The sequence below is a fragment of the Carnobacterium maltaromaticum DSM 20342 genome, assembly GCF_000744945.1.
GTDB classification, from domain to species: Bacteria; Bacillota; Bacilli; order Lactobacillales; family Carnobacteriaceae; genus Carnobacterium; species Carnobacterium maltaromaticum.
In genome coordinates this window covers 2918899-2942868 of the sequence record NZ_JQMX01000001.1, presented here as the reverse complement: position 1 = coordinate 2942868, position 23970 = coordinate 2918899, and the positions used below count along the sequence as shown (strand labels likewise).

Annotated in this window: 18 protein-coding genes; 6 read left to right on the top strand and 12 right to left on the bottom strand. The window is 34.9% G+C overall.

The genetic code is table 11. From position 1 onward, the window contains the following. Nucleotides 1–48: 48 nt before the first annotated feature. Nucleotides 49–2238 (top strand): GH92 family glycosyl hydrolase, encoded by a 2190-nt coding sequence (locus tag BR77_RS13685; RefSeq protein ID WP_035065376.1) that lies wholly within the window; start codon nucleotides 49–51, stop codon nucleotides 2236–2238. 285 nt (nucleotides 2239–2523) lie between these two features. On the opposite strand, the gene BR77_RS13680 is transcribed toward BR77_RS13685, so the two are convergent. From BR77_RS13680 to BR77_RS13670, 3 genes are all read right to left on the bottom strand, one after another. Beyond that, the gene (locus BR77_RS13680; protein ID WP_010054649.1) at nucleotides 2524–3399 is read right to left on the bottom strand and encodes an ROK family protein; all 876 of its coding nucleotides are present in this window, start codon (nucleotides 3397–3399) and stop codon (nucleotides 2524–2526) included. Between the two features lie 242 nt (nucleotides 3400–3641). Then, on the bottom strand, nucleotides 3642–6320 hold the full coding sequence (locus BR77_RS13675; RefSeq protein ID WP_015077446.1) for an alpha-mannosidase: 2679 nt from the start codon (nucleotides 6318–6320) through the stop codon (nucleotides 3642–3644). A gap of 15 nt (nucleotides 6321–6335) precedes the next feature. Further along, nucleotides 6336–7622 carry a glycoside hydrolase family 125 protein gene (locus tag BR77_RS13670; protein WP_015077447.1) on the bottom strand — a complete coding sequence of 429 codons (1287 nt, stop codon included), beginning with the start codon at nucleotides 7620–7622 and terminating at the stop codon, nucleotides 6336–6338. Between the two features lie 377 nt (nucleotides 7623–7999). Between BR77_RS13670 and BR77_RS13665 the strand changes: the two genes are divergently transcribed. The 3 genes from BR77_RS13665 to BR77_RS13655 all read left to right on the top strand — a co-directional run bounded on the left by BR77_RS13665 (nucleotide 8000) and on the right by BR77_RS13655 (nucleotide 11551). Next, nucleotides 8000–9085, top strand: a complete 1086-nt coding sequence (locus BR77_RS13665) for a GntR family transcriptional regulator (RefSeq protein ID WP_035065371.1) — start codon at nucleotides 8000–8002, stop codon at nucleotides 9083–9085. Between the two features lie 558 nt (nucleotides 9086–9643). Then, the gene (locus BR77_RS19150; RefSeq protein WP_185751415.1) at nucleotides 9644–10027 is read left to right on the top strand and encodes a hypothetical protein; all 384 of its coding nucleotides are present in this window, start codon (nucleotides 9644–9646) and stop codon (nucleotides 10025–10027) included. A gap of 204 nt (nucleotides 10028–10231) precedes the next feature. Further along, a complete protein-coding gene (locus BR77_RS13655) occupies nucleotides 10232–11551 on the top strand; it encodes an IS1380-like element IS1678 family transposase (protein ID WP_015075518.1) in 1320 nt (439 codons plus the stop codon). A 194-nt stretch (nucleotides 11552–11745) separates the two neighbouring features. Here the strand turns inward: BR77_RS13655 and BR77_RS18790 are convergent, their stop codons facing one another. Both BR77_RS18790 and BR77_RS13645 read right to left on the bottom strand, forming a co-directional pair. Further along, nucleotides 11746–12270 (bottom strand): hypothetical protein, encoded by a 525-nt coding sequence (locus tag BR77_RS18790; protein WP_236700895.1) that lies wholly within the window; start codon nucleotides 12268–12270, stop codon nucleotides 11746–11748. Nucleotides 12271–12273: 3 nt separating this feature from the next. Continuing rightward, nucleotides 12274–12963, bottom strand: a complete 690-nt coding sequence (locus BR77_RS13645; protein ID WP_016356618.1) for an ATP-binding cassette domain-containing protein — start codon at nucleotides 12961–12963, stop codon at nucleotides 12274–12276. 149 nt (nucleotides 12964–13112) lie between these two features. Between BR77_RS13645 and BR77_RS13640 the strand changes: the two genes are divergently transcribed. After that, nucleotides 13113–13469 (top strand): hypothetical protein, encoded by a 357-nt coding sequence (locus BR77_RS13640; RefSeq protein ID WP_015077453.1) that lies wholly within the window; start codon nucleotides 13113–13115, stop codon nucleotides 13467–13469. A gap of 359 nt (nucleotides 13470–13828) precedes the next feature. Here BR77_RS13640 and BR77_RS13635 read toward each other — a convergent pair whose 3' ends face one another. The 4 genes from BR77_RS13635 to BR77_RS13620 all read right to left on the bottom strand — a co-directional run bounded on the left by BR77_RS13635 (nucleotide 13829) and on the right by BR77_RS13620 (nucleotide 19482). Further along, nucleotides 13829–15478, bottom strand: coding sequence for a protein O-GlcNAcase (locus tag BR77_RS13635; RefSeq protein WP_015077454.1), 1650 nt, complete (start codon nucleotides 15476–15478; stop codon nucleotides 13829–13831). A gap of 205 nt (nucleotides 15479–15683) precedes the next feature. Beyond that, a complete protein-coding gene (locus BR77_RS13630) occupies nucleotides 15684–16397 on the bottom strand; it encodes a GntR family transcriptional regulator (protein WP_015077455.1) in 714 nt (237 codons plus the stop codon). Between the two features lie 91 nt (nucleotides 16398–16488). Further along, nucleotides 16489–17916 (bottom strand): 6-phospho-beta-glucosidase, encoded by a 1428-nt coding sequence (locus BR77_RS13625; protein WP_015077456.1) that lies wholly within the window; start codon nucleotides 17914–17916, stop codon nucleotides 16489–16491. Between the two features lie 270 nt (nucleotides 17917–18186). Beyond that, nucleotides 18187–19482 (bottom strand): PTS sugar transporter subunit IIC, encoded by a 1296-nt coding sequence (locus BR77_RS13620; protein WP_015077457.1) that lies wholly within the window; start codon nucleotides 19480–19482, stop codon nucleotides 18187–18189. A 169-nt stretch (nucleotides 19483–19651) separates the two neighbouring features. On the opposite strand from BR77_RS13620, the gene BR77_RS13615 reads away from it, so the two are divergent. Further along, the gene (locus BR77_RS13615) at nucleotides 19652–20776 is read left to right on the top strand and encodes an NAD(P)/FAD-dependent oxidoreductase (RefSeq protein ID WP_015077458.1); all 1125 of its coding nucleotides are present in this window, start codon (nucleotides 19652–19654) and stop codon (nucleotides 20774–20776) included. Between the two features lie 42 nt (nucleotides 20777–20818). Here BR77_RS13615 and BR77_RS13610 read toward each other — a convergent pair whose 3' ends face one another. The 3 genes from BR77_RS13610 to BR77_RS13600 form a co-directional block, all read right to left on the bottom strand. Further along, complete coding sequence (locus BR77_RS13610) at nucleotides 20819–21589, bottom strand: sulfite exporter TauE/SafE family protein (protein ID WP_015077459.1); 771 nt, start codon at nucleotides 21587–21589, stop codon at nucleotides 20819–20821. A gap of 125 nt (nucleotides 21590–21714) precedes the next feature. Beyond that, nucleotides 21715–22776 carry an ABC transporter permease gene (locus BR77_RS13605; protein ID WP_010054630.1) on the bottom strand — a complete coding sequence of 354 codons (1062 nt, stop codon included), beginning with the start codon at nucleotides 22774–22776 and terminating at the stop codon, nucleotides 21715–21717. Then, on the bottom strand, nucleotides 22773–23699 hold the full coding sequence (locus BR77_RS13600) for an ABC transporter ATP-binding protein (protein ID WP_016356619.1): 927 nt from the start codon (nucleotides 23697–23699) through the stop codon (nucleotides 22773–22775). Before BR77_RS13600 ends, BR77_RS13605 begins: the two co-directional genes overlap by 4 nt. Nucleotides 23700–23970: the final 271 nt, after the last annotated feature.

Here is a 23970-nt window from a genome sequence, read left to right as displayed (position 1 = left end):
TAAAAAATCACTACTAAAAGTGAAATCCATTAAAAGCGAGGACTAATTATGTTACAGTATGTTGACACACGTCAAGGAACAAACAATGTTCACTCTTATTCTAACGGAAATACGCTCCCTTATACAACTGTTCCCTTCGGTATGAACCACTATGTTGTTCAAACAAATCATGAAGGCAGCTGGTTTTTCAATCCCAATCATCGTGTTTTTCAAGGTATTCGGGTTTCTCACCAACCGAGTCCGTGGATGGGAGACTTTGCTTCTTTCTTAATGACACCGATTGCAGGTTTCCATATGAAAGGTGATATCTTTAGTTACCAAAGTTCATATCGACCTGAAGAAGCTATTTATCAACCCCATTATTTAAAAATCAAACAAGCTCGCTACAATATTACAACTGAATTAACAGCAACTGAACGTGGTGGTCAGATGCGAATGACTTATGCAACAAAGGAACAACCAGGCTTTATTTTAAATGCTAAAGGTAATAGTTGGTATAAGTTGGATTCAGAAACATCGACTTTAACTGGTTTTATTAATAATTTTTCAGGCTGTTTAGATGAAAAATTCGGCATTTATTTCACACTAACTTTTGATCATAAAATTGATCTAAGTCAAACTGGCTATTTTTCTGAAAATGAATTTTTAACAGCTTCTGAAATGACTGGTGCAGATCAACACTTTATTATTCGTTTTCTAGATGCTACTGAGAAAACAGTTATCGCGAATTTTTCAACTTCTTATATTAGTATTGAACAAGCAGAACTTAATTTTAGTCGTGAAAATCAGCTAGGATTTAACGAGATGAAAGAGCAAGCAGCCAATCGTTGGAATCACTATTTAACGAAAATTATCGTGACGGACTCCGATACAGAAAAGGTTAAAACTTTTTATACTTGCCTGTATCGAATGTTTCTTTTTCCACAAAAATTTTATGAATTAGATGAAAATAACGACCCAATTCATTACAATACAACTGCTAAAAAGGTTGATAAAGGGATTCTTTATACCAATAACGGTTTCTGGGATACTTATCGAACTGTTTATCCATTATATTCCTTAATTGCACCTGATGAATACAGAGAAATGTTAGAAGGTTTCTTAACCTCTTATCATGAAGCTGGGTATTTACCAAAATGGTTATCTCCAGATGAACGAGGTATGATGCCAGGAACATTGATTGATGCTGTAATTGCTGATGCAGCTGTTAAAGGTGTTATTTCCCGGGAAATGACAGAGTCTTTATTAGAGGCGATGTTAAAAGCTGCTACGAAACAAAGCACCTCTTCCATCTATGGTCGACAAGGAACCGCAGATTACTTGAAATACGGGTATGTTCCAACAACCCATCATGAAAGTGTTAATCATACACAAGATTATGCTTACAGTGATTACTGTATTAGCCAAGTTGCAGATGTTTTAGGTAAAAGAGAATTGGCTAATACTTATCGGAAAAGCGCCTTGAATTATCGGAATATTTTTGATGCTAAAACAGGATTTATGCGTGGAAAAGATGTGGATGGAAACTTCCGCAGTGAATTTAATTTATTGGATTGGGGTTTAGATAATACTGAAGGAAGTGCATGGCAGAACAGTTTTGCTGTTTACCAAGATTTCCAAGGGTTGATTAATGAGTATGGTTCAAAAGAAGCCTTCACAAAAAAAATAACTGAACTTTGTAACACTGAACCACGCTTTGATGTGCTTGGTTATGGTTTTGAAATTCATGAAATGAGCGAAATGGCTGCTGTGGATTATGGACAAGTTGCGATTTCAAATCAACCAAGCTTCCATATTCCTTATCTCTTTAACTATGCAGGTGAGCCCGCTTCTACACAGGTAGTAGTCAAACAAATTATGTCCCGCTTATTTAATAGTGGTTTTGATGGCTATCCAGGAGATGAAGATAATGGTAGTATGGCTGGTTGGTTTGTCTTTAGCTCAATGGGCTTTTACCCAGTGACTCCTGGTAGTGGTGAATATGTTAGAGGAATCCCGTTATTTGACTCTGTTGAAATCCAGTTAGCTAACGGAAAAAAAGTTAGCATTACGACGGAAAATAACAATCCACAATCGAATTTTGTGGCTGATTTTAAATTAAATCAGTCTGAGTATCAAAAATTATTTATTACTCATGACGATTTAATGGCTGGAGCAACTCTTGATATTAAACTTGGCTTAGCTCCTGTTTATCGCGAGTATTCAAAAGATGAGTTGCCTTTTTCTATTCAGAAATAAAAGACGGGCTAGTTCTATACTTTTTGTTTAACATAAAGCCGTATAAAATCTACTTTTCTCAATGCAGATTTTATACGGCTTTATTTATTTAGTTTTAAATTAGTAAAAGATATGCGCTATGCTTAGAATACGAACTGAAAGCCATTCAAAATAATAAAAAACATAAAATCGCTATTTATGAAAATGGATTTCATGCTATTTTGTCCATTTTAAAGATTTTGTCCTAGCCTCTTCTTGAATTCAGTCATTCATTTATCGAGAACGATAATTATTTTATTCGAAAACTTAACCAATTGCAGGATGTTTTTCTTTAAATACAGCCACTGCACCGACTAAGTTGGCATCATTCTTATGCGTACACGGTACAATTACTGGTAAAAAGTCCTTTAATTCTTTTTCCTCAAATCGAGTTTGAATGCGTTGGTTAATTTCTTTAAACAACTCTTCTTTTTCAGAAATCCCACCGCCAATCACAATCATTTCAGGATCTAACGTAAATTGAAGATTGAATAAACCTAAACTTAAATAATGGTAAAATTCATGGACGGCTTCAACCGCATCTGTCTCACCTTTTTCAGCTAAATCAAAAACTTCTTTGCCTGTAAAAATGGAACCTTTATGTTCAGAATAACGTTTTGCCATATTGGCTGCTGTTCCTAAATCACTGAAGCTGCGCCCATCATCCAACACCATAATGCCAAATTCACCACCATACAAATGTTTGCCTTTATGAAGTTTTCCATCAACAATCACTGCGCCGCCAATTCCTGTACCAATCACAACAAATAAAATATCCTTTTTGCCTTTTGCTGCTCCTTGCCAAATCTCTGCTAAAGCCGCACAATTCGCATCATTTTCGATTGTAACAGGCAACTCCAATAGTTCTTCAAAAGCAAGTTGGATTGGAAAATGATGAATATATGGGATAGCACTAATTCCGCCTATTTCCCCTTTCTCCGTATCTACTGACCCAGGTGCGCTAATGCCTACACCTGTCAGTGTAAATTCATTCCGTAATGTATTTTTCACCTCTATTAATTTTGCTTGTAATTGTTCCCAAGTATCTGGTGTTGGAAAATTACTTTGTGCCATTAACTCCCCATCCGACCACACACCGTATTTAACTGCTGTTCCACCCATATCAAATGCTAAAATAGCCATGTTCGAAACCTCCTTCGTTTATTCAACAAGTTCTTTTTAATTATAGCTTTTTTATAGTGAATGCGCTATCTTTTAGTAGATAAATAAATGAAACTATTTTCAAAGTTCTTTACCTATAATCAAGAAAATACAAAACAACTAATCAATTTAAGAAATCAAATTGGATATTTGACAAAAATTCTAGGCAACTTTATATTCGTTGCCTAGAATTTATTTTGCTACTCTTCTATTCAGGTTTAACCTTATTTCCAACGATAACTAATAATCTCATACGGCAAGGCTGTTGACTTCACCTCACCGGTGATTGGTTCTTCTAACAAATTACATAATTCAGCTATTTGATTAGCAATTGCTAATCTAAACTCAGCAGGTTCACCGGTTAAATTATATACCCGTGTGACAATATCTGTCCCATTTTCTTTGCGTTTAAAGGCAGTTAATGCTACATCCTCACCGGCTACAACAGCATACTGATGATTTGTTGGTAAGTCACCTGTATGCAACGTTGTTTGATAGCTACTAAATGGAACTTGTGCTGCCATCGCTTCGTGGTAAGTTCTTGTACTATCTTTGGCACCATGGAAAGAAACCCCATATTGAACAACTGATTCTCCCAAACATTGGGCTTCTGGCGTTGGGAAGTAGCCCCAATCACCTAATTCTCCAACGGCTCTTAGCAGTGTCACTGCAATAGTTGTTCTGTCATTTAAAATTTCATATTCATTTAGACCAAAGTTTGCAACTGTGACACCAGTATTTTCATTATGAACATTAACAAAAGCATGTTGATGTTGTGGATTGGTAGGATTTTGCCAAGCTGGATCTACTTTATTTGGTCGTTCTGCCACTTCGTATATACTATCAGCATAATGAACAGCGGTCTCAATACCCGTTGGAAATAAAACACGTAAACGGTGGTCACGCATTTGGTTATCAAAGCTTGTTGTAAATTTTAATTGCTGACTTCCTTTTTCTAATAACACTTTAGTTTTCAGCTGAAGTGTCGCCGTTTCTTTTGAACGTTCTGCTTGGCGGTATCTAAACTCAATCACCGCTTTTTGTTCCTCAAGTAGCAAATCTTCCATTGCTACAGGGATTTCTAGCTCATGGATGATTTCAATTTCTCCATAATTAGCCGAATTATGCAAGATGTTTACTTTTGCTTGGCCATCTTTAGAGAAAATCCCTTGATCATTGTTCGGTTTTTTAAAGATATATTCATTGCCTAGGTCCCCCACATCTTCAAAGTTCAATAAATCAACGTAGGTTTCTTCTGTCACTTTGTCAAGAACGGTTAGTAAACCATTTTTAGCAACTTTAACGTCTAAATAGTCATTTTCTAATTGATAACCATTGTCAGAAATGATTGGTTTTTCAGTTGTATCGGATGTTTCGCCATAAACTAGTGCGAAGGTTTCCCATGATAGTGGCGCCATCTGCTCCATTATTAACTGTACGGTTACGTATCGAGCCATGAAAGGTTGTCTGAATTTATCTTTTGGTAAATCGTAGCCGAATTCTACTCCTTCATCAATGATTTCTGCTGAAACCTCTTCGCCAGCAGCATTTTTCACGATAAAGTTTGGTAGTGTCTCTGTTTTTAATTGGTGATAGAGTTCATCTGGCTTTCCTTCACTAAAAGGCAGGCGTTTAATTTCTAAACGGACTTCCATCAAACCGGTCTTCTTAGAGCCACTTGTATTAAAGACTACAAATGGAATAGCTTCTTTGTCTGAAAATTCGGCTGTTTGGATTGAACGAACTAATTTTTCAGCGGCTTCGGCAGCCACATATTTTCCAACTTCATGGGCTTTCTCAAATCGTGTCACCATTTCACGATGGACTTCATCGACACTGCAACCACAGATACTATCATGAGGATGGTTCTGCATCAATGTTTTCCAGGCATAATTTAATGTATCATGAGGATACTCTCCGGTGGATTCATATGCCATCGTAGCCAAAGGTTCAGCAATATTTTCTAGTTGGCGTGAAACTAAGGTGTTCCATTGTTTTAAATAAATGCGTGCAGATGCCGTATTCGCTAGTGTGTACCAACCTTCTGTTTCTTGTGAGGTAAGTTCTCCAGTTACGGTACTTAAATCTGCTGGTAAATCAGCACGCATTGCTGATATATATTCGTCAAAACCAGTTTGGACAAATTCAATATCTGGATAAAGTTCATTAGCAGTTCGGATTGCTGCAGATAGATTTTTTTGCACAGGCTGATGATCGCATCCGTTCATCATCAATAGATGATCGGTGGAGGCATAGGTTTCGGCATCTTTTAACTTCCAATCCCAGAATTTTTTAGCGGCTTCTTTTTCAACTGGGATTTCATTACCATTACTGTACCAATTAGCAAATAATAATCCTAGAATTTTAGAGCCATCTGGACCTTCCCACCACATTTCTGAATATTGTGAAGCATATTTTTCATCATTGATCACGACATTATTGAAGCCTGTTGGTTTAACACCGCGTCCAAAGGCTGCCACATCAAAGCCAGCTTGTAACATCATTTGTGGTGTTTGTCCCATATTGCCAAAGGTATCTGGGAAGTAACCTAATTGAACTGGCACACCCCATTTTTTACTTTCTTCCATCCCGACTAACATATTGCGGGTATTAGATTCACTACTAGTTAAGAAAGAATCTTGTAGAATGTAAAATGGTCCGATACGCAATTTACCTGCTGTAATATATTTTTGTAAAAGATCACGTTTTTCAGGGCGAACTTGTAAATAATCGTCTAAAATAATCGTTTGACCATCTAAATGAAAGCTATCAAAATCTGGATCTGTTTCAAATAATTCTAGCAAATCATCCATCAATTCCACTAAACGCATGTGGTGTTGCTCGTAGGCCATATACCATTCACGATCCCAATGGCTATGGGCAATAATACTTACTTTTTTCATTTTATTACTCCTCCACTATTTTTCTATTTTTATATCAAAGTAGTCCATAACTAATTCACAAAACATCATGTTCGCCCAAGAAAACCATTCTCTAGTATAATTGTCTGGATTATTCACATCAAAGCCTTCGTGCATCAAGTTTGTGCCTGCATCAGTTGCCACTAGTGTATTTAAAATGCGCTCTTTAGTCGCTTTATCATTAGTCGTTAAGCCTTCCATTGCCATAGCAATTGGCCAAACATAGTTTTCTGGTGTATGTGAACTTCCAATTCCCTTCGCAAATTCACCTTCATAGTAGAACGGATTTTCTTTGCTTAACAAGGTCTTTCTAGTCGCTAAATAGGTTTCTTCTTCTTTCGAACAGTAGCCTAAATACGGTGCTGCAATTAGGTTAGGCACATTAGAATCGTCCATAATACTATAATTTCCTAGTCCATCTACTTCATAGGCATAAATTGTTTCACCAGCTTTATTTTTAACTAGCGCGTATTTTTCAATGCCTGCCTGTATTTCTGCTCTTAGTTTTTCAATTCTCGGAACTAGCGTTTCTTCTTTTAAAATGTCGGTGTAAATTTCTTTTAAATAGTCTAATACAACGACCGCAAACATATTTGATGGAACTAAATAGTGATAAATACAACGGTCATCGCTTGGTCTAAATCCTGACCAGGTCATACCTGTGACCGCAATTGGCGAACCCTGACCCTCACGAACAAGTGTATCTTCTTCACGAGTTGTATCTCGTACAAATTGATAGTCAGACTGTTCATGGTTTTGTTCTGTTTCCCAAACTTCTAAGACATTTTTAACGGCTTCGTCAAAGGTTTGATTAAATTGTTCTGTCCGTCCAGTCGCTTTCCATAATAGGTAGCTTAATTGAAGCGGATAGCACAGAGAATCAATTTCATATTTTCGTTCCCAAATCCAAGGATTCATTTTTGTATGATCGTCTTGGTGCCCAGCATTATTGGCTTCTTCATTAAATGCATTTGCATAGGGATCTAAATTGATATAACTCAATTGTTTTTCAACTAAGCCAGCAATCATGTCGCCGATGTCACTATCTTCTTTAGCAACAACTAAGTAAGGTCGCACTTGTGCAGTTGAATCTCGTAGCCACATAGCCGGAATATCTCCTGTTAAAACAAAAGTTGTTCCATCTTGATGACGGTTGACGGTTGTTAACAATGTATTGGCAAAGCAGGCATTGAAATTTTCAGCCCAACGTGGATAAGTCTCGCACTTTTCTGTAATCGTATTCATTAATTTTTGGACGGATGTTGGTATTTCTGTATAAACCATAGTATTCGCTCCCCTAAATAATTATTTTTAATAGCTCATTTTAAATTACAAAGCAATTATATGATATACCATTTTGAAATGCTATACTTTTTTCTTTTTTCTATTTTTTATCCTTATTTACCTCTAATTTGTTACTACCTAGACTAAATACATCCGCGATATTTACTGAATTTAATGTCTATATCACTTTTAATCATTCGGAATAAATGGTATATTTAAATATATAACTATATCATTTGAACAGGCCAATTCTTTTGAGCCAACTCCTCGAGAAAAAGATAAAAATTCGAGAGGACAAAAAGCGTCCTATCAATTTTTCCTATTTTCTTATCGGAGCTAAATGGCTCAACAAACTTTTTATTAAGGAGTCGAATGAAATGAAAAAAGAACCACTTTATCAACTTATATATGAGCATTTGAAACAAGATATTCTTAATCAACGATACCCATTTGGGAGTCAAGTTCCAACAGAAAAAGAATTAACGTCTACCTATCAAGTCAGCCGAATCACTGCGAAAAGAGCCTTAACTGAATTAGAAAGTGATGGGTTTATTCAAAGAACGCCTGGTAAAGGGAGTTTTGTCAGCTATCAAAACCAGCTCATTCCGACAACCTATGAGATTGCCTTTATGTTGCCTTTCTCTCAAGCTGCGGGTCTCGAGCGCTATGTACAAGGAGCAACGGATTATTTAGATAGCACACCTTATAGATTAACCATTCATTCAACTGAAGGAAATCGACAACGACAACGCGAATTACTCGCTAGTTTAACCAAAGAAAAATGGGATGGTTTAATTATTTATCCTGAAAATCTTGGAAATTCACTTGATTTAGTCGTTCAATTACAATTAGATGCATTTCCGATTGTCCTATTGGATAAAAAATTAGAAGGAACGACCATTCCTACTGTGACTTCAGATAACTTTTCTGGTGGTTTTTTAGCGGCACAACATGCAATTGCCTTAGGACATACAAAGATTACGTATTTATCCACAGTGGATTTATTAGAAAACACCTCTGTTCGAGACCGTTATTTGGGCTATTTAAACGCCTTACATGAACAGCGTTTACAAGATTATTCGGCTAATTTTGGTGGTCAACCGCTGTTACGTTCGCTTGAGACTGTTGCTGTTCAAGAATATTTAAAAGAAGTAAAGCGATCTGGCGTTACTTGTATTATTGCCGAAAATGATGTTGTTGCTTTGCGCCTTTTATCTGAAGCAAAGAAATTAAAGGTGAACATTCCTGAGGATATTTCGCTGATTGGGTTTGATAATATTCAAATGACGGATTTGGTTTCTCCACAGCTAACTACTATTCAACAAGATTTTTATCAAATCGGCTATTTAGCAGCTGAGTCCTTGTTGACTCAAATAAATCAACAACAAAATAGTGGAAAACATTTATCTAAAATTGTACCTATTGAGTTGATTATTCGTGAATCGGTTAAGGACTGTCTGTGAATATTGCTTCCATACATTTATATCGCGTGTTTTTATCTTCAAATAGGTCTAAATAAAAATAGGATCAATCTATGTATTCACATAGTTGATCCTATTATTTGTTTCTATCGAGAGATATTTATCTACCCCTCTTAAATTATCCTTCGTACTATTAATAATTCTTCTAGTACATATAATTGAATACCTTGTATAACTTCATATCACTTACTACAGTTCCACTCAATCCTATGATTTCATAAATAGATTTATACACTTCTTCTTGAGCATCATTAAATAAAAGAGTACACTTGAGAAATTACAGAACCTTATTAAATTTATAATTCAATTCTGCTATTATAAATGCTTTTTAAATAAAACCTGAAACATCATTTCAAAAACTTCATATAAATTAATTTTTTGGGAAAATTACTAAGAAGATAAAATAATACTATTAACAAAAGTCCAACACTCAAAGATAGTAGTAAAATTCCATTGTTAAAAGTAATAGAAGGATTAGTAATTGGGTAAAATCCATTTCCTCCCATTATAATAAGAGATATATCAATATAACTTAAAATTATGAAAGGTTTTACATTCTCACTTAAAAAAGTATTCAATAAATCATACTGTCCTAATATCAACGGAAGAATTATTAAAGAAATATTTAATATTAAATTGCTTGACAATAATGATACAAAAAGAGCTAGCAACCCAATGAAAATTAAAAACAAAAAAAGAAAGGTAAAAACTTTAAGTAAAAAATCACTAGTAGAAATAATACTAACATCACTATTATTTTGTATAGTTGCGATTGGATATCGGCTTGCACCTAGTCCATTTTTCACTCCTACAATAGAAAGTACAAGTGTAAAAACACTAGCCATATTCACTATTACTGACAGCATATTCGCTGAAAATTTAGTGAAAAAAATTTGTAAATATGATTTAGGAGAACTGTTATAGACCATGAAATTATTTTTTCTGTAATCAAGATTAAAGATGTAAACTATATCCTGAATAATTCATACTTTTAATTAAAACCATGTGAAACTGCCTCACGGCAGCTTACAATTACTTTTTCATCTTCACCCGTTAAGTGATGAAAAAAGAACCCCTTTCTGCTATGGTTAAAGTGACTAAACCAACCAAAAGAAAGGAGTTCTTCTAATGACTAGCTTACACAAAAACCAAGTAAAATTCAATTCAAATATCACTATTTCTCATACAGGTGGTCAATTATCGAGTGATTCGGGTCTCGTCCTAGTGAAAGAGCTGATGAACACCTTCGGTTTTTCTGAACTGGCTAAGCAACACATTCACATTGAAGACGAACGAGCATATTTTACTCATGACAACTTATCCATACTTGAGCAGTTCATTATGCAATTAATTGCTGGTTACTCAGCTGATTCTGCAGCTAATCTCCTGAGACAAGATCCTGTGTTTAAAGCTGTTTTAGATAGGAAAGAACTCGCTTCTCAATCTTCACTTTCTCGATTTTTAGATCGACTATCTGAGGAGAATATCCATGAACTTCAAGCTTTGAACCAAGAACTTATTGATAAAGCACGCCTCATCCGTAATGATACGGAATTAATCATTGATTTAGATTCGACCCATTCAGATACATTTGGTCACCAAGAACAAACGGATTATAATACCCACTACCAAACCTATGGTTATCATCCATTGGTAGCTTTTGACGGATTGACTGGTGACTTCTTAAAAGCTGAACTACGTTCAGGAAATCAATATACATCAAAAGGCGTAAAGGAGTTTCTCACACCTTTATTAGAGCACTATAATCACTCTCTACCAAACACTGACATCTTGGTTCGTGGAGACAGCGGGTTCGCTACACCTGGTGTGTATGATTCGTGTGAATCAAAAAAGAGTCATTATGTTATTCGACTGAAGAATAATCGTAGACTAGGTCAAATAGCTGAGAAATCAGTACTTTATGGCGATAATCAAAAGTGGGAAGAACGAGAAGTTCAGTACTTCTCCACCACTTATCAAGCACAATCCTGGTCACAAAGTCGTCGCGTGTGTATACGCTCAACACGTGAAGCGGGCGAACTACTCTTTCGACATGAGTTTATCGTGACGAATCTATCAGAAAATGTTTCTCCTGATACCATCTTTTCTCTCTATGCCAAACGTGGCACAATGGAGAACTTCATTAAAGAAGCGAAAGCTGGCTTTTACTTTGACAAGACAGACAGTCCTCGCTTTTTGGAGAATCATGTCCGAATGATGCTCAGCTTGATAGCTTACAACTTAGTCAACTTCTTAAGAACGATTGGCTTTGAGGAAGTCCAAAAGGGAATGACCATTCATTCTATTCGATTGAAGTTTCTGAAAGTTGCTGGGAAATTAGTCCAAACGGGTAGACGAGTCTATCTCAAATTATCTAGTTATCATGTGTATCAGAATGAATTCTACAGGGTCTTTGCTCGCCTGAGGCGAGCCAGTCAATGGATCTAATCCAACAATCTAACGATTTTTTTACTGGGAAGTTATCCAGGGAGAAGTATGCTCAAAATGCCTTACACCCAAAATTTATTCCTCAATATTTTTGAACAGTGAATGTTTGAAGTAACTTTTTAGTCAAAATCAGTTGATAGGGATATTAGTGATACATATTTCAATAAAATGTACCAAAGAATTAAAGCTATGAATTATTCAGGTATATGAAAACTAATTAAAATCAAAATTATTAATACAATCTGTGGTGTTGAAAATATCATGCTCAAATAATTAATACTTCCTATGTCTTTAACATTATTACTTATTTTTTTAATATTTTTATCATTCAAATATTGCAGTATCACAACTTTAGCTTTTTGATCTACTAAAGGACCAGCATCTAATTTTCCAGCTGTCATATCTTCTAAATTTTTATTTTCGTATTTTAATTCACTGTTTACATTTTCTTTATCATTTCCATTTTTTATTGCTTTAATCATTTCTCCAAGATAACCATTAACTTCTTTTATATCCTTTATAGTCCCTGCTGCTGTTGGATCATCTTTAATATCTTCAATGGTTGTAATATTTGCTTGATAATTATTTTCATAGTACTCTAAAATATCTAACTGAGAATTTCCTATCAGAAATGGAGCAAAAATTACTAAAGCTAATACAGCAGACAAGATATAAATTGTTTTTTCTCTATAAATTTTTAATAATTCAAATTTTAACATATATTACCTCCTAACTTTAAAAGCACTATTATATTGCTCTTTTAATATTTCGTAATCTAATGATGCCTCTTTAAGTGAACCTTCAACTAAAAAAAATATATTATCACATATTTTACTTGTTTCAAAAATATTATGTGAAGATAATAATAGCGTTTTTCCTTCTTTTTTTAGTTCTAAAAAAATATTCGATATATTTTCTATATTCTCTATATCCAAACCATTCAAAGGTTCATCAAATATAATAAAATCAGCTCCACTTGCTATAGAAGCCGCTATCAAAACTTTCTGCTTCATACCTAGAGACAAAAATTTCAATTTTTTATCTTTATATTTTGTAATCCCTACAAAATCTACTATTTTATTTATGTCACTTTGATCATTCCATAACTTTGAAATAAATTTCAAATTTTCATATGCAGTTAAATTTTGAAACAATTGTTCGGCATTTTCTAAAAAAAACAAACCTCGATTAAATTCCACCCTGTTTTCAAAAGATTTTGAATTAATAGTTATATTTCCATTTTTCATCGGTAAAACATTCGCTATCAATTTAAAAAATGTTGTCTTTCCTGTTCCATTTGGTGCAACAATACAGGTAATTGTCCCTTCTTTTAATTTTAAAGAAAGATTCTGTATTAAATTTTCTTTTTTTATACTTAATGATAAATCTTCAATAATGATTCGTTCTTTCAAAACTAGCCCTCCTTTTCCCGTTACATTAAATTCTGACCCCTTAGATTATAATAGCATTAAAATTTAGTTAAAAAAAGGCTTTCATTTTAAACTGATGCACGTTATAATTTTAATAGTTATATAAATAAAATAAAAAAGGGATGTTTATTATGAAAAAGAAACTAATTTTATCTATTACTTTAATCACATTGTTTGGATTCAGCTTTCTAAGTTCTCCAGTTAGTGCAAATGAAATTGAGAGGACACGAGTCAGTACAAATGAAATTGGAAATACACAAGCTAGTGTTAAACCTAGGGCATATATAGGTTGGGTAGTGAAATATTTCCACCAATATCAAACAAGAGCAACAGGAAACTGGGCTCTTAGCCTTCACGGATATGAGTATGGAAATATCAGCGTCCGTAATGGGTATGCAGAAAATGGATATACTCACCTTGGAACAACTAGTCGTTCAACTTGGTTTACTCTGGAACATAAATTTTCTCAAAATTACCGTTTTTGGTAAAAGTTTAAAACTGGACTTGGAAATTTTCGTACTCAATGACTCTTTCCAAGTTTTTTAATTCTCACTATTATATAAATAAAGGTCAGAATAAATAGTTCAATACATTTATTTTATATTTTTATTATTCACTTTATTCTTAAGCATAACCTATCGCCAAACTCACACAAGCCATTTGGATATTATATTTGTTTAATCTACAAGAGACTTGTTACAAAATTTCTCTTATGAAGATATCCTAAAAGGGGAATAGAAGAAAAAACCAGTTCCACACAGAACTGGTTTAGTAGTTAAAAATAGAATATACTTAACTTTCATTTAAAAGATTAAATTAATCTATACAATCTTACTAAAAAAATATTTTAGTCTACTAACCCCCACAGTAAAGCTGCGGTTAACGGTAGATTCGTTCCAATTCGAACCTTTGCGCCTTTTAATTCAGTTCCTAATTTTCTGACTAGTTCGTGATCTTCTGCTAAAATGGCTTGCCATAATTGATAATCTTGTTCCATACGTTTAAACCATGGCGCAATTTCTTTTTGAAAAGTCTTATTTGGGAGTGTTTTTAATTTTTCAACAGCTTGATTTAATCCAGTTAAACTTTGATTGAGATAGTTTTTGTCACGCATTTCTAAGGCCTTTTTCAACTCTAGAGGTAAGGGCTGAATCATTCTCTTATTTTCATTATGACTAGTGAATACTTCCAAGCTTTCTACATACTCACTACCTGCATAATCTGCTAACGTTTCTTGCCATGAAGTTGTTAAATCAAAACCTGGCGCATTCCACATAAATTGCGCCATATTGCCAATAGTTAATTTAGAAAGCTCCCATTGAGACATTGGATTCGCAACAATTCCAACTACACCAAACTGATTTAAACGGTACGAACGATTGTAGTAAGGAGATAAAAATAGACGTTCTTTGTCATCTTCAAAGTCATTAACTGGCGTATTATCCCAAATGATAGTTGGATGATGAAAGATTTCTGACATTTTTGCTATATCACTAGTTGGTATTTCATGAGCTAGTGTTTCTGGACCTGTCCAAAATATCTGAACCTCTGGGGGCAGATTATCTGATAGTTCATGTAAATAAACAGAATCATAGCGTGTATCATACTCGGTTGGGCAAATGACTAACTGACAATGAGCTAACTCGTTTTTTAAATAGCTATAACTTTGTTTGATTAGATACGCATGAGCTAAACCTGGTGTGCCAAATTTTTGCTTGGCTTCCCCTTTTAAATAATAATCAATATCGTCTAGCAATAAACCAAAATGGCTGACTCCAATTTCAATCATTTGCTTTAATTTTTGTTGTAAGACCCCTACTTCATCTTCTTTGGTATACACAATATCATTCCCAGGACTAATCATATAATAAAAATCCACCAATGCATTTTGGCTGGCTACTAAAAGTTCTTCAAAATCTTCTATTTTTTCTGCTGGGTATTTTTCACGCCATAATTTCCTTTGGAGTTCATCGTCTTTTGGTGCATACATGTAGGTATTCATCTGATGCTTTCCTAGGAAATGAATACAATCTAACCGACTATCATGAGTCCACGGAATTCCATAAAACCCTTCAATAACCCCACGAATCGGAAAACTAGGCTCATGATGTATCGTCAACTCTGGCACAACGACTTGTTGATTACTTGAGTAAATAGCTTTTTCTAAAGCTTCCATACCGTATTTAAGTCCTCGTTCATTACTAGCTGTTAACTCAACCCCGGTTCCTTTCGTTATAACTAAGTGAAAAGCATCTTTTTTTAAGTTGCGATCATAGCGATGTGTAATAGCTATATCCGTTTGCTCTACTGTATCTGATGGTAACAATTCCAACAACTCTCTCTTAGCAAAGCCGCCTCCTGCAACCTCATTCGGTTGTCCGTAGCGAGTGTATTGACTATGAAATTTACCTTTTATTTTTGATTTTTGGAAAACACTATTCTCTCCTAAGTAATAGACTTCTTGATAATTTTTCAATCGTTTAAAGACTGAATTCATTTTATTTTCTCCTCCTTTATTCTATTTAATAAAAAGCTCGTTGAGTCGGCCTCCTAGTAAACGCTTTCTTTCCACCTTTATCATACTATACTCTCTGATTCCCTAGCTAGGGAAAAGTTAAACGAATCTATGTACAAACTATAGTCAATTTTCATTCAAAAAAGCTGAAACCAACTAATCGAAAGTCGGTTCCAGCTTTTCTAAGTTATTTCATCGTAGCATGCATAAAAAATTCAGAATTTTCATAATGATAATAGAGCTTTGAATAATTGAAAAGAGCGCCATTGGAAAGATACGCTTCATCAATAATCACTAAAGTCGGATCATCTTTTTTTAATTCTAGTAATGTCGCTACTTCTTGAGTTAATTTTTCTGTTCGAATAATTTTATCTGCAAAGCCAAATTTCAGCTTAACGACTTCTTTTAAGTAATGGAAAATAGATTGCTCCACAATTTCATGATTTAAATATGGAACTAAACTTTTAATATAATAGGAATGCTCCACTACAAAAGGTTTGCCGTCTAACAAACGCAATCGTTTAACAAAATAAAGAATCGTTTCAGGTGACAGTGACAAACCTTCTGGCACAAAGGCTGCATCTTTAAATTGAATTTCTTCTAAACTGACAACTTTAGTTTCAACATTTTGATTGATACCACGGGACTCTGACGTAATGCCTTGGGTATCATCTAAATTAAAATAGCCTTTTTTGGCTCTGCGCCTTAAATAAATACCGCTACCTTGAACTTGATATAGCTGTCCTCGTTCAACTAAAAAAGCAATGGCTTTACGCAACGTGTAGCGTGTTACTTGATAGGATTCAATCAGCACATCCTCAGAAGGTAATTTGCCATCTTGATCGTATCGTCCATTATTTATATCCTGTTCAAGCAATTCCACAAAAGCTTCATACTTCATTTTAACGCATCCTTTTTTATCATTGCTTTCATTTTACCATACTCTTTAGTTGAAACAAATACTCCTTTACAACGGTAGTTTAGTTCTATTTTTAAAGTATTTCACCATTACTTGAAATGACTTTTTTATACCACTCGAAGGATTTTTTCTTGGTGCGTTTCAATGTTCCTTGACCTTGATTATCTTTATCCACATGAATAAAACCATACCGTTTTTCCATCTCGCCAGTTCCAAAGCTAACAATATCAATCACGCCCCAAGGGGTATAACCCAGTAAATCAACACCATCTTCATCCACCGCTTTTTTCATTTCAGTAATATGCGCTTTTAAATAGTCGATTCGATAATCATCATTTATTGTGCCATCTGCGGCAATTTTATCGTATGCACCAAAGCCATTTTCAACAATAAATAAAGGCAAATTGTAACGCTGATAGACCGTTGTTAAGACATAGCGCAAACCAATTGGATCGATTTGCCAGCCCCAATCACTTGCTTTCACATAGGGGTTTGTCACAATCTTTTCAGGTCCAGTTTCTGTTAATTTATGCCCTGCAATTTCTTCCAGCGTTGTAATAGCTGCAGACATATAATAACTAAAGCCAATATAATCAACAGTTCCTTCTTTTAAAGATTTTAAATCTTCTGGAGTGTACTCGATATGATAGCCTTTTGCTTCCCACTCTTTCAAAGTGTACGTTGGAATTTCTCCTCGAGCATGAATATCATTATAAAAATAACGTTGCTCCATACCTTTTACCGAAGCCATCATATCCGCTGGATTACAAGAATAAGAATAAATTGGCACATAAGCCATCATGCACCCAATTTTAAATTCGGGATTAATTTGATGCCCTAATTTGACAACTTTAGCGCTAGCAATCAATTCATAAAGAGCCGCTTGATAAATCACTTCTTCTGGATTTTCACCAGCTTCGATTTTCACAGCAGAATTGGTCCAGTTATGAATTTCTTCATGCCCACCTGCTTGATTATTAATCTCATTAAAAGTCATCCAATACGTCACTTTATCTTTATAACGATTCATCACAACATCTGCATACTTCACAAAAAAATCAATCAGCTTTTTATTTCTAAAACCACCATACTCTGTATATAAATGATAAGGAAATTCAAAATGAGACAGCGTGATAATCGGTTCAATATCATATTTTAAGAGCTCATCAATTAAGTCATCATAAAATTGTAACCCCGCTTCATTGGGCTCTAAATCATCTCCATTTGGAAAAATACGACTCCAAGCGATCGATGTTCTAAAACATTTCATGCCCATTTCTGCAAATAGCGCAATATCTTCCTTGTAATGATGATAAAAGTCAATTGCTTCATGATTTGGATAATTTTTCCCTGGAATAACGCCATTGGTAATTTCGCGAGGAACACCGTTGGCACCGGCTGTCATAACATCAGCGATACTGACACCTTTACCGCCTTGATCCCAACCACCTTCAATTTGATGAGCGGCAACAGCACCACCCCATAAAAAATCTTTTTTCATGTTTTCCCTCTCCTTATATAAAAAGTTTGTTGAGCCGGTTAGCTCCGGCAAGAAAATAGGAAAAATTGATAGGACGTTTTTTGTCCTTTCGAATTTTTATCTTTTTCTCGAGGAGTTGGCTCATAAGAACTAGCCTAATAAAAAGTTTGTTGAACCGGTTAGGCTCTGCAGAAAAATAGGAGAATTTGATGTGACGCTTTTTGTCACCTCAAAATTCCTTCTTTTTCTCGAAAAGTTGGCTTATAAGAACTAAGATTTACGTTTTATTGCTTACTTTTCTTCTGCTTCAGCTAGTAAGTTCTGTTGATCTTGCTTCTTCATAAATGGGAAGTAAATAACAACAGAAAGAACTAAAATAATGACTTGAATCAAAGCTCCCTTAAATCCACCTAAAATAAAGCCAGAAATAATCGGTGGTGTTGTCCAAGGAACTTGTACATTATTAAAAGGGGTTAAAAAACCAACTGTAATCGCCCCGTAAGTAATAATTAACCCGATCAAAGGGACAAGAATAAAGGGAATTAACATGATTGGATTAAACACAATCGGTAAACCGAAAATAACTGGTTCATTAATATTAAAGAAGCCTGGTACAATTGATAGCTTGGAGATTTCTTTCATTTGTTTTGATTTTGCAGCTAATAAAGCCGCAATCAGTAAGCCTAACGTAATCCCTGTGCCACCAAATTTAACAAAATTATCAATTAATTGTGGCGTCATCACTCTAGCACCATTGGCCATCGTCAATGCTTTTCCTGATTCAACAATGCCTTGATTGGCAATTGAGTTGGCTGTCAAAATCGGTGCCATTACCCCCATAATAATATTGGGTCCATGCAAACCAGCCCAGAATAAGACAGACATTAAAAGCACAATTAGAATACCACCTACCCATGTATCCGTTAAATTTTGCATAGGCGTTTGTAGAACTTTAAAGATTAATTCCGTTAAGGATAAGTTGGCAATCATCATGCAAAGTTGATAGACAACCATTGAAATAAGAATAATAACAAAACCTGGAATTAAAGCTGCAAATGAATTGGCGACACCGACTGGAACTCCAGCAGGCATTTTAATCGTGATGTTGCGCTTCATAAAGAAACAGAATATTTTCCCAACAAAAATCCCGACTAATATTGCTGCAATAACACCATTTCCGCCTGTCCAAGCACGAGGGATAATGCCTGTCACAATTTCATTAGACTCAGTAATAGTCGAAGAAGCCGAAACAATTAAAAAGGAAACAAAAGAAAGAATCCCACATGAAATCCCATCAACTTTTTCGTTAGTAGCATAAGCATAACCGATACCAATAGCAATAACCATCGCTAAAATATCAAAAGTATTCGCTGAAACTTGGTTTAACCCAATATTCCAATTTTCTCCAAAAGTTTTTGCCATAAACGAACCATAATTTTGAAACGGTAAATTAGCAATCAGTAAAAATAGTGAGCCAACTAATGTAATCGGCATCGTTAAAACAAACCCATCTTTCAATGCTGTTATGGTTTTTGTATTAGCAAATTTTAAAAATTTATTTAATAGATTATCTAACATTCCACTCATAAAACTCCTCCTAAATATACGCATAAATATAATTCATTCGAATGACTATACAAAATAGAATACTACATTTTTTTTAACTTGTAAACCGTTTTCAGATTTTATCCCCATTTTTCTACTCCTATGAGTATGATACAATAACAAGAGAATCGTTAATAGAAAGGACACTATAATGAAAAATAAACGAATTGGAATTGTTGGAGCCGGTATTGTTGGAGCAACAACAGCCTTTTACTTAGCAAAAGCAGGCTATTCAGTGACACTGTATGATGATGGAAATGGGCAAGCTACAGCGGCAGCCGCCGGAATTATTTGTCCCTGGCTTTCACAACGACGCAATAAAGAATGGTATCAACTGGCAGCATCTGGAGCAGCTTTTTATCCACAATTGATGCATGATTTAGGGGAAGATTACTCTGACTCTGAGATCTATCAACAAGTTGGCGCGTTAATTTTCAAAAAAAATCCAGCAACGCTACTTAAATTAGAAAAATTAGCACTAAAAAGACGTGAAACCGCACCTGAAATAGGCGAGTTACAAATTCTATCACCAAGTGAAATTGAAGCTAAAATACCGCTTTTAAAAACAACTGAATCAGCTCTGTTTGCTAGTGGTGGTGCTCGTGTGGATGGTCATTTGTTAACAAAAAAATTAATTGAGATGCTACTAGATAATGGTGGGACATTTATAGCTGGTAAAATAATGCTACAACAAGCAGAAGACCACTCATTTAAGATTCATGCTCCGACTGGCGTCGAAAATTATCAACAAATTATCCTAGCTGTAGGCGCTTGGTTGCCCGAATTACTCACACCCTTAGGTTATTCTGTGGATATTCGTCCACAAAAGGGTCAATTGGCTCATTTACACTTATCCACAGTGGATAACTCACAGCAATGGCCAGTGGTAATTCCACATGGCGAAAAAGATATCATTCCGTTCAGTCATGGACATATTTTAGTTGGAGCCACTCATGAGAACGATTTAGGCTATGATTTATCTCCAACTTCACCAGAAATTAAAGCCATGATTACGGAAGCTAGCGACTTGGCTCCAGAATTATCCACAGCTGATTTAATTGAAACAAAAGTCGGAACACGAGCTTATACATCTGACTTCGCACCTTTCTTTGGTCCAATACCCGATAATCCCCAGCTCTATGTTGCTAGTGGATTAGGATCTTCTGGTTTAACAACCGGACCTTTAATTGGAAAAATGCTAGCTCAACTTGTACTGGAACAAGAAACAGCTCTTGCTGTGGAAGACTACCCTGTAAAAAATTATGTAAAAAGATAAAAAGCCTGAGAACAAGGTAATTCCTATCCCTTGTTCTTAGGCTTAAAATAAATTCCAAAGGTTCAACCCAATCACAGCTACCACTACGAATTGATAGACTTGTAAGACTCTTTTATCTGATAGGATGCCACTTAATTGCGCCCCTAAAAATCCGCCAAAAATCGCAGCTGGAATAATAAAAGAAAGTAAGCTTAAATCAAAAATTTGATAGCCTGTGGATAAACCTGTTGCAATCAATTTGGAAAATTGAGAAAACAAGATTGTGACAATAGAATAAACGGTTGCTTCTTTGATTGGAAACCCAAAACAGAGCATGAGTAATGCCACATTAATCGGTCCACCGCCAATTCCCAATAACGTTGCTAAAAAACCTAAAAATAGTCCAGCACTAAAATACCAATGAATCTTTGTAAGTTGCCATGAAGACCATTTATAGTGGGTATATACGATGGCAAACAGCAAAGAAACAATTGTTAAACTAATTTGAATTTTTTGAACGACCTGTTCATCAGAATAGATCCTTAATAAGCCCTCAAAAGTCACATTCCCAATAATACCACCTAATACAGAACCTAGCGAAAGGAATAGGACCGTTTTTGGTTTGACTGTCACGCCGTTCTTCACCTGCTTAATAGTGGAGACAATGGCCATTGTGAACACAGCTATACTAGAATAAAAAGAAATTGTCCCGACAGAGTGGGCTCCAATTGCATCTAATACTGGTTTAATTATCACTCCACCACCCATACCAGATAATGAACCCACAGTATTTGCTAAAATAATCACGATAAAATAAAGCCAGCCAATCGACATTCTTCAATCACTTCACTTTCATCTTTGCCTATTACTTAACTGTCTCTAAAGTATAGCACAATCTATTGAATTTAAAAAAAATAGAAATACCCAAGATAGGATATTTCTACTTTTTGCACAACTATTTAAGTTAAAGCAACGTCGCGTTTTTTAAATAGATAAACAGTTAACATATAAATCAAGATGCTGTATAGAAGTAATCCAATCCCTGCAGCTACTAAACTAATATCTCCAGGGATAGAATTGCCACGTCCCAATTCATTAATATTTAACAAATTAAAAACAATCCATTTTAGTGGTTCCCATTTTGGTATTAGTAGGGATAAGAATGTATTGATAATCGAACTTGAAAAGACCATTAACATCGCAATTCCTACGGCAAGAGCTTGAGAACGGAAAACTGCCGAAATCATTAATGCAACACTGATGTAAAGAACCATTAATAGATAGTTGGTTCCGGCTAAAACAAATCCAGCTTTTAAGGCGGACATTGTCCCCAACATTGTCGAGGCAGGGAGCATAAAGGACTGAACAGGAAACAGGATTGCCCCAACAATTCCAGCAGCTACCATCGTAAATAGCGTCACAAAAGCAGCAAATAATAAACAAACGATTAGTTTAGACAGAAGAATTTGACTACGTTTATGAGGTCTAGTCAGCAATAATTTAATAGTTCCATCGCTAAACTCAGAAGCAACCATCATACTTGCAACAACTACAACTAACATATTTACAATACTTAAAATTCCACCTAAACTAGAAAAGAAACTTCCAGCTGATTCACCACCATTATTGGTCGTAATTGGAGTCACACCTTTTTTCAAATAGGCTTCATAATAATCCAATTCCTTTTGTGCATAAGCAATTTCATTTGGATAATCTTCTTTCTCTTTGGCTTGTGCTGCCAGTAGATTACTTCGACTAATTTTAACGGCTTCTTCAAGATTTGTGACAGGTTTTCCATCCTCAGAATAAGTGAAAACAGGAATCCCTTTTTTAATAGTTTTCTTAACAGGCTCGCCTTCATCTCCTGCTTTTTGCTCGAAATATTCATTAGAGTTCAGGCTGTAGGCGTATTTATTTATTCCCCCGACTAATGCAACTAAACCAAAAATAATAATCAAATACACAATAAATGAGCGTCTAAAAATTAATTTGCGACTTTCATTAATAACCAAATTTATCATCGTAAACTTCCTCCTTTAGTCAATTCCAGGAAGCGTTCTTCCAACGTTGAAACATGCGGTGTAATTCCATAAAAAGGAATCCCTTTTTGAACCCCATGCTCAATAAATGCTGGAATTTGATTTTTCTCAATTTCAATCGTTAATGAATTCGCACTATGAGCAATGACTGTTAACCCCATTAAAGCAACTTCCTTTTGTAGTAGACTTTGTTCAGGAGTTTCAATCGTGATGTGTAACAGACTATTTTCTGGTTTTTCATCTGCCTTTGTTAAATCTTCAATGTGAGTTAATTTACCTTCTTCAATAATAATGATTTTATCTGCTAATAACTCCATTTCTGAAAGTAAATGGCTAGAAATTAAAATACTGGTTCCATCTTGCACAATTTCACGCATTAATTGTCTAAAATCGTGCATTCCTTTAGGATCAACCCCATTTAAGGGTTCATCTAAAATCAGTAAAGAAGGATGGTGAATAATGGCTTGAGCAATTCCTAATCGTTGGCGCATGCCTAATGAGTAGGTTTTAACTTTGTTTTGAATGCTTTCAGTTAAACGAACACGTTCCACCACTTTTTTTATTTCTTCATCTGTAATTGTTTTGCGACTCATACGAGCAAACTGTTTTAAATTCTCCCAGCCGCTAAGATACTTATAAAATTCAGGGTTTTCAATAATCGCCCCGACATCTTCCATGCATCCTTCAAAATTTCCATCTAAATCATTGGAATTAATTTTAACAGTCCCAGAATTTCTAGAAATCAGACCTGTCAGCATGCGAATAATTGTCGTTTTACCGGCACCATTAGGACCTAATAAACCGACAATTTCCCCTTTACCAATCGATATATCGACTTCTTTTACCAGTATTTTACGACCAACTTGTTTCGTTAGTCCCTTTGCAAGTAACACTTCTTCCTCCATTTAGTACATTCCTCCTTTTGTAATAAAAAGCTCGTTGAGACGTTTAACTCTGGCAGAAAAATAGGAAATGGGAGGAATGACACTTTCTGTCATTTTTACCATTTATCTTTTTTCAAAAAAGCTAACTCATAAACTCACATTGACCTTATTCTGATTTACCTACTATATTTTTTCTTTACTCCACTATCTTACTAAAAAAACGTTAAGAAATCGTGTTAATATCACTATTTTTTCATTAACATCTTAATCTAATTTTCTGCTGATTAATTTC

Bases quoted from the DNA above. Each gene is read 5' to 3' on its own strand.
- BR77_RS13670 (WP_015077447.1), bottom strand. From the start codon at position 7,622: ATGGTTTATACAGAAATACCAACATCCGTCCAAAAATTAATGAATACG.
- BR77_RS13675 (WP_015077446.1), bottom strand. From the start codon at position 6,320: ATGAAAAAAGTAAGTATTATTGCCCATAGCCATTGGGATCGTGAATGG.
- BR77_RS13610 (WP_015077459.1), bottom strand. From the start codon at position 21,589: ATGTCGATTGGCTGGCTTTATTTTATCGTGATTATTTTAGCAAATACT.
- BR77_RS13655 (WP_015075518.1), top strand. From the start codon at position 10,232: ATGACTAGCTTACACAAAAACCAAGTAAAATTCAATTCAAATATCACT.
- BR77_RS18790 (WP_236700895.1), bottom strand. From the start codon at position 12,270: ATGTTAAAATTTGAATTATTAAAAATTTATAGAGAAAAAACAATTTAT.
- BR77_RS13630 (WP_015077455.1), bottom strand. From the start codon at position 16,397: ATGAAGTATGAAGCTTTTGTGGAATTGCTTGAACAGGATATAAATAAT.
- BR77_RS13640 (WP_015077453.1), top strand. From the start codon at position 13,113: ATGAAAAAGAAACTAATTTTATCTATTACTTTAATCACATTGTTTGGA.
- BR77_RS19150 (WP_185751415.1), top strand. From the start codon at position 9,644: ATGAAAGGTTTTACATTCTCACTTAAAAAAGTATTCAATAAATCATAC.
- BR77_RS13625 (WP_015077456.1), bottom strand. From the start codon at position 17,916: ATGAAAAAAGATTTTTTATGGGGTGGTGCTGTTGCCGCTCATCAAATT.
- BR77_RS13635 (WP_015077454.1), bottom strand. From the start codon at position 15,478: ATGAATTCAGTCTTTAAACGATTGAAAAATTATCAAGAAGTCTATTAC.
- BR77_RS13680 (WP_010054649.1), bottom strand. From the start codon at position 3,399: ATGGCTATTTTAGCATTTGATATGGGTGGAACAGCAGTTAAATACGGT.
- BR77_RS13665 (WP_035065371.1), top strand. From the start codon at position 8,000: ATGAAAAAAGAACCACTTTATCAACTTATATATGAGCATTTGAAACAA.
- BR77_RS13600 (WP_016356619.1), bottom strand. From the start codon at position 23,699: ATGGAGGAAGAAGTGTTACTTGCAAAGGGACTAACGAAACAAGTTGGT.
- BR77_RS13615 (WP_015077458.1), top strand. From the start codon at position 19,652: ATGAAAAATAAACGAATTGGAATTGTTGGAGCCGGTATTGTTGGAGCA.
- BR77_RS13605 (WP_010054630.1), bottom strand. From the start codon at position 22,776: ATGATAAATTTGGTTATTAATGAAAGTCGCAAATTAATTTTTAGACGC.
- BR77_RS13620 (WP_015077457.1), bottom strand. From the start codon at position 19,482: ATGAGTGGAATGTTAGATAATCTATTAAATAAATTTTTAAAATTTGCT.
- BR77_RS13685 (WP_035065376.1), top strand. From the start codon at position 49: ATGTTACAGTATGTTGACACACGTCAAGGAACAAACAATGTTCACTCT.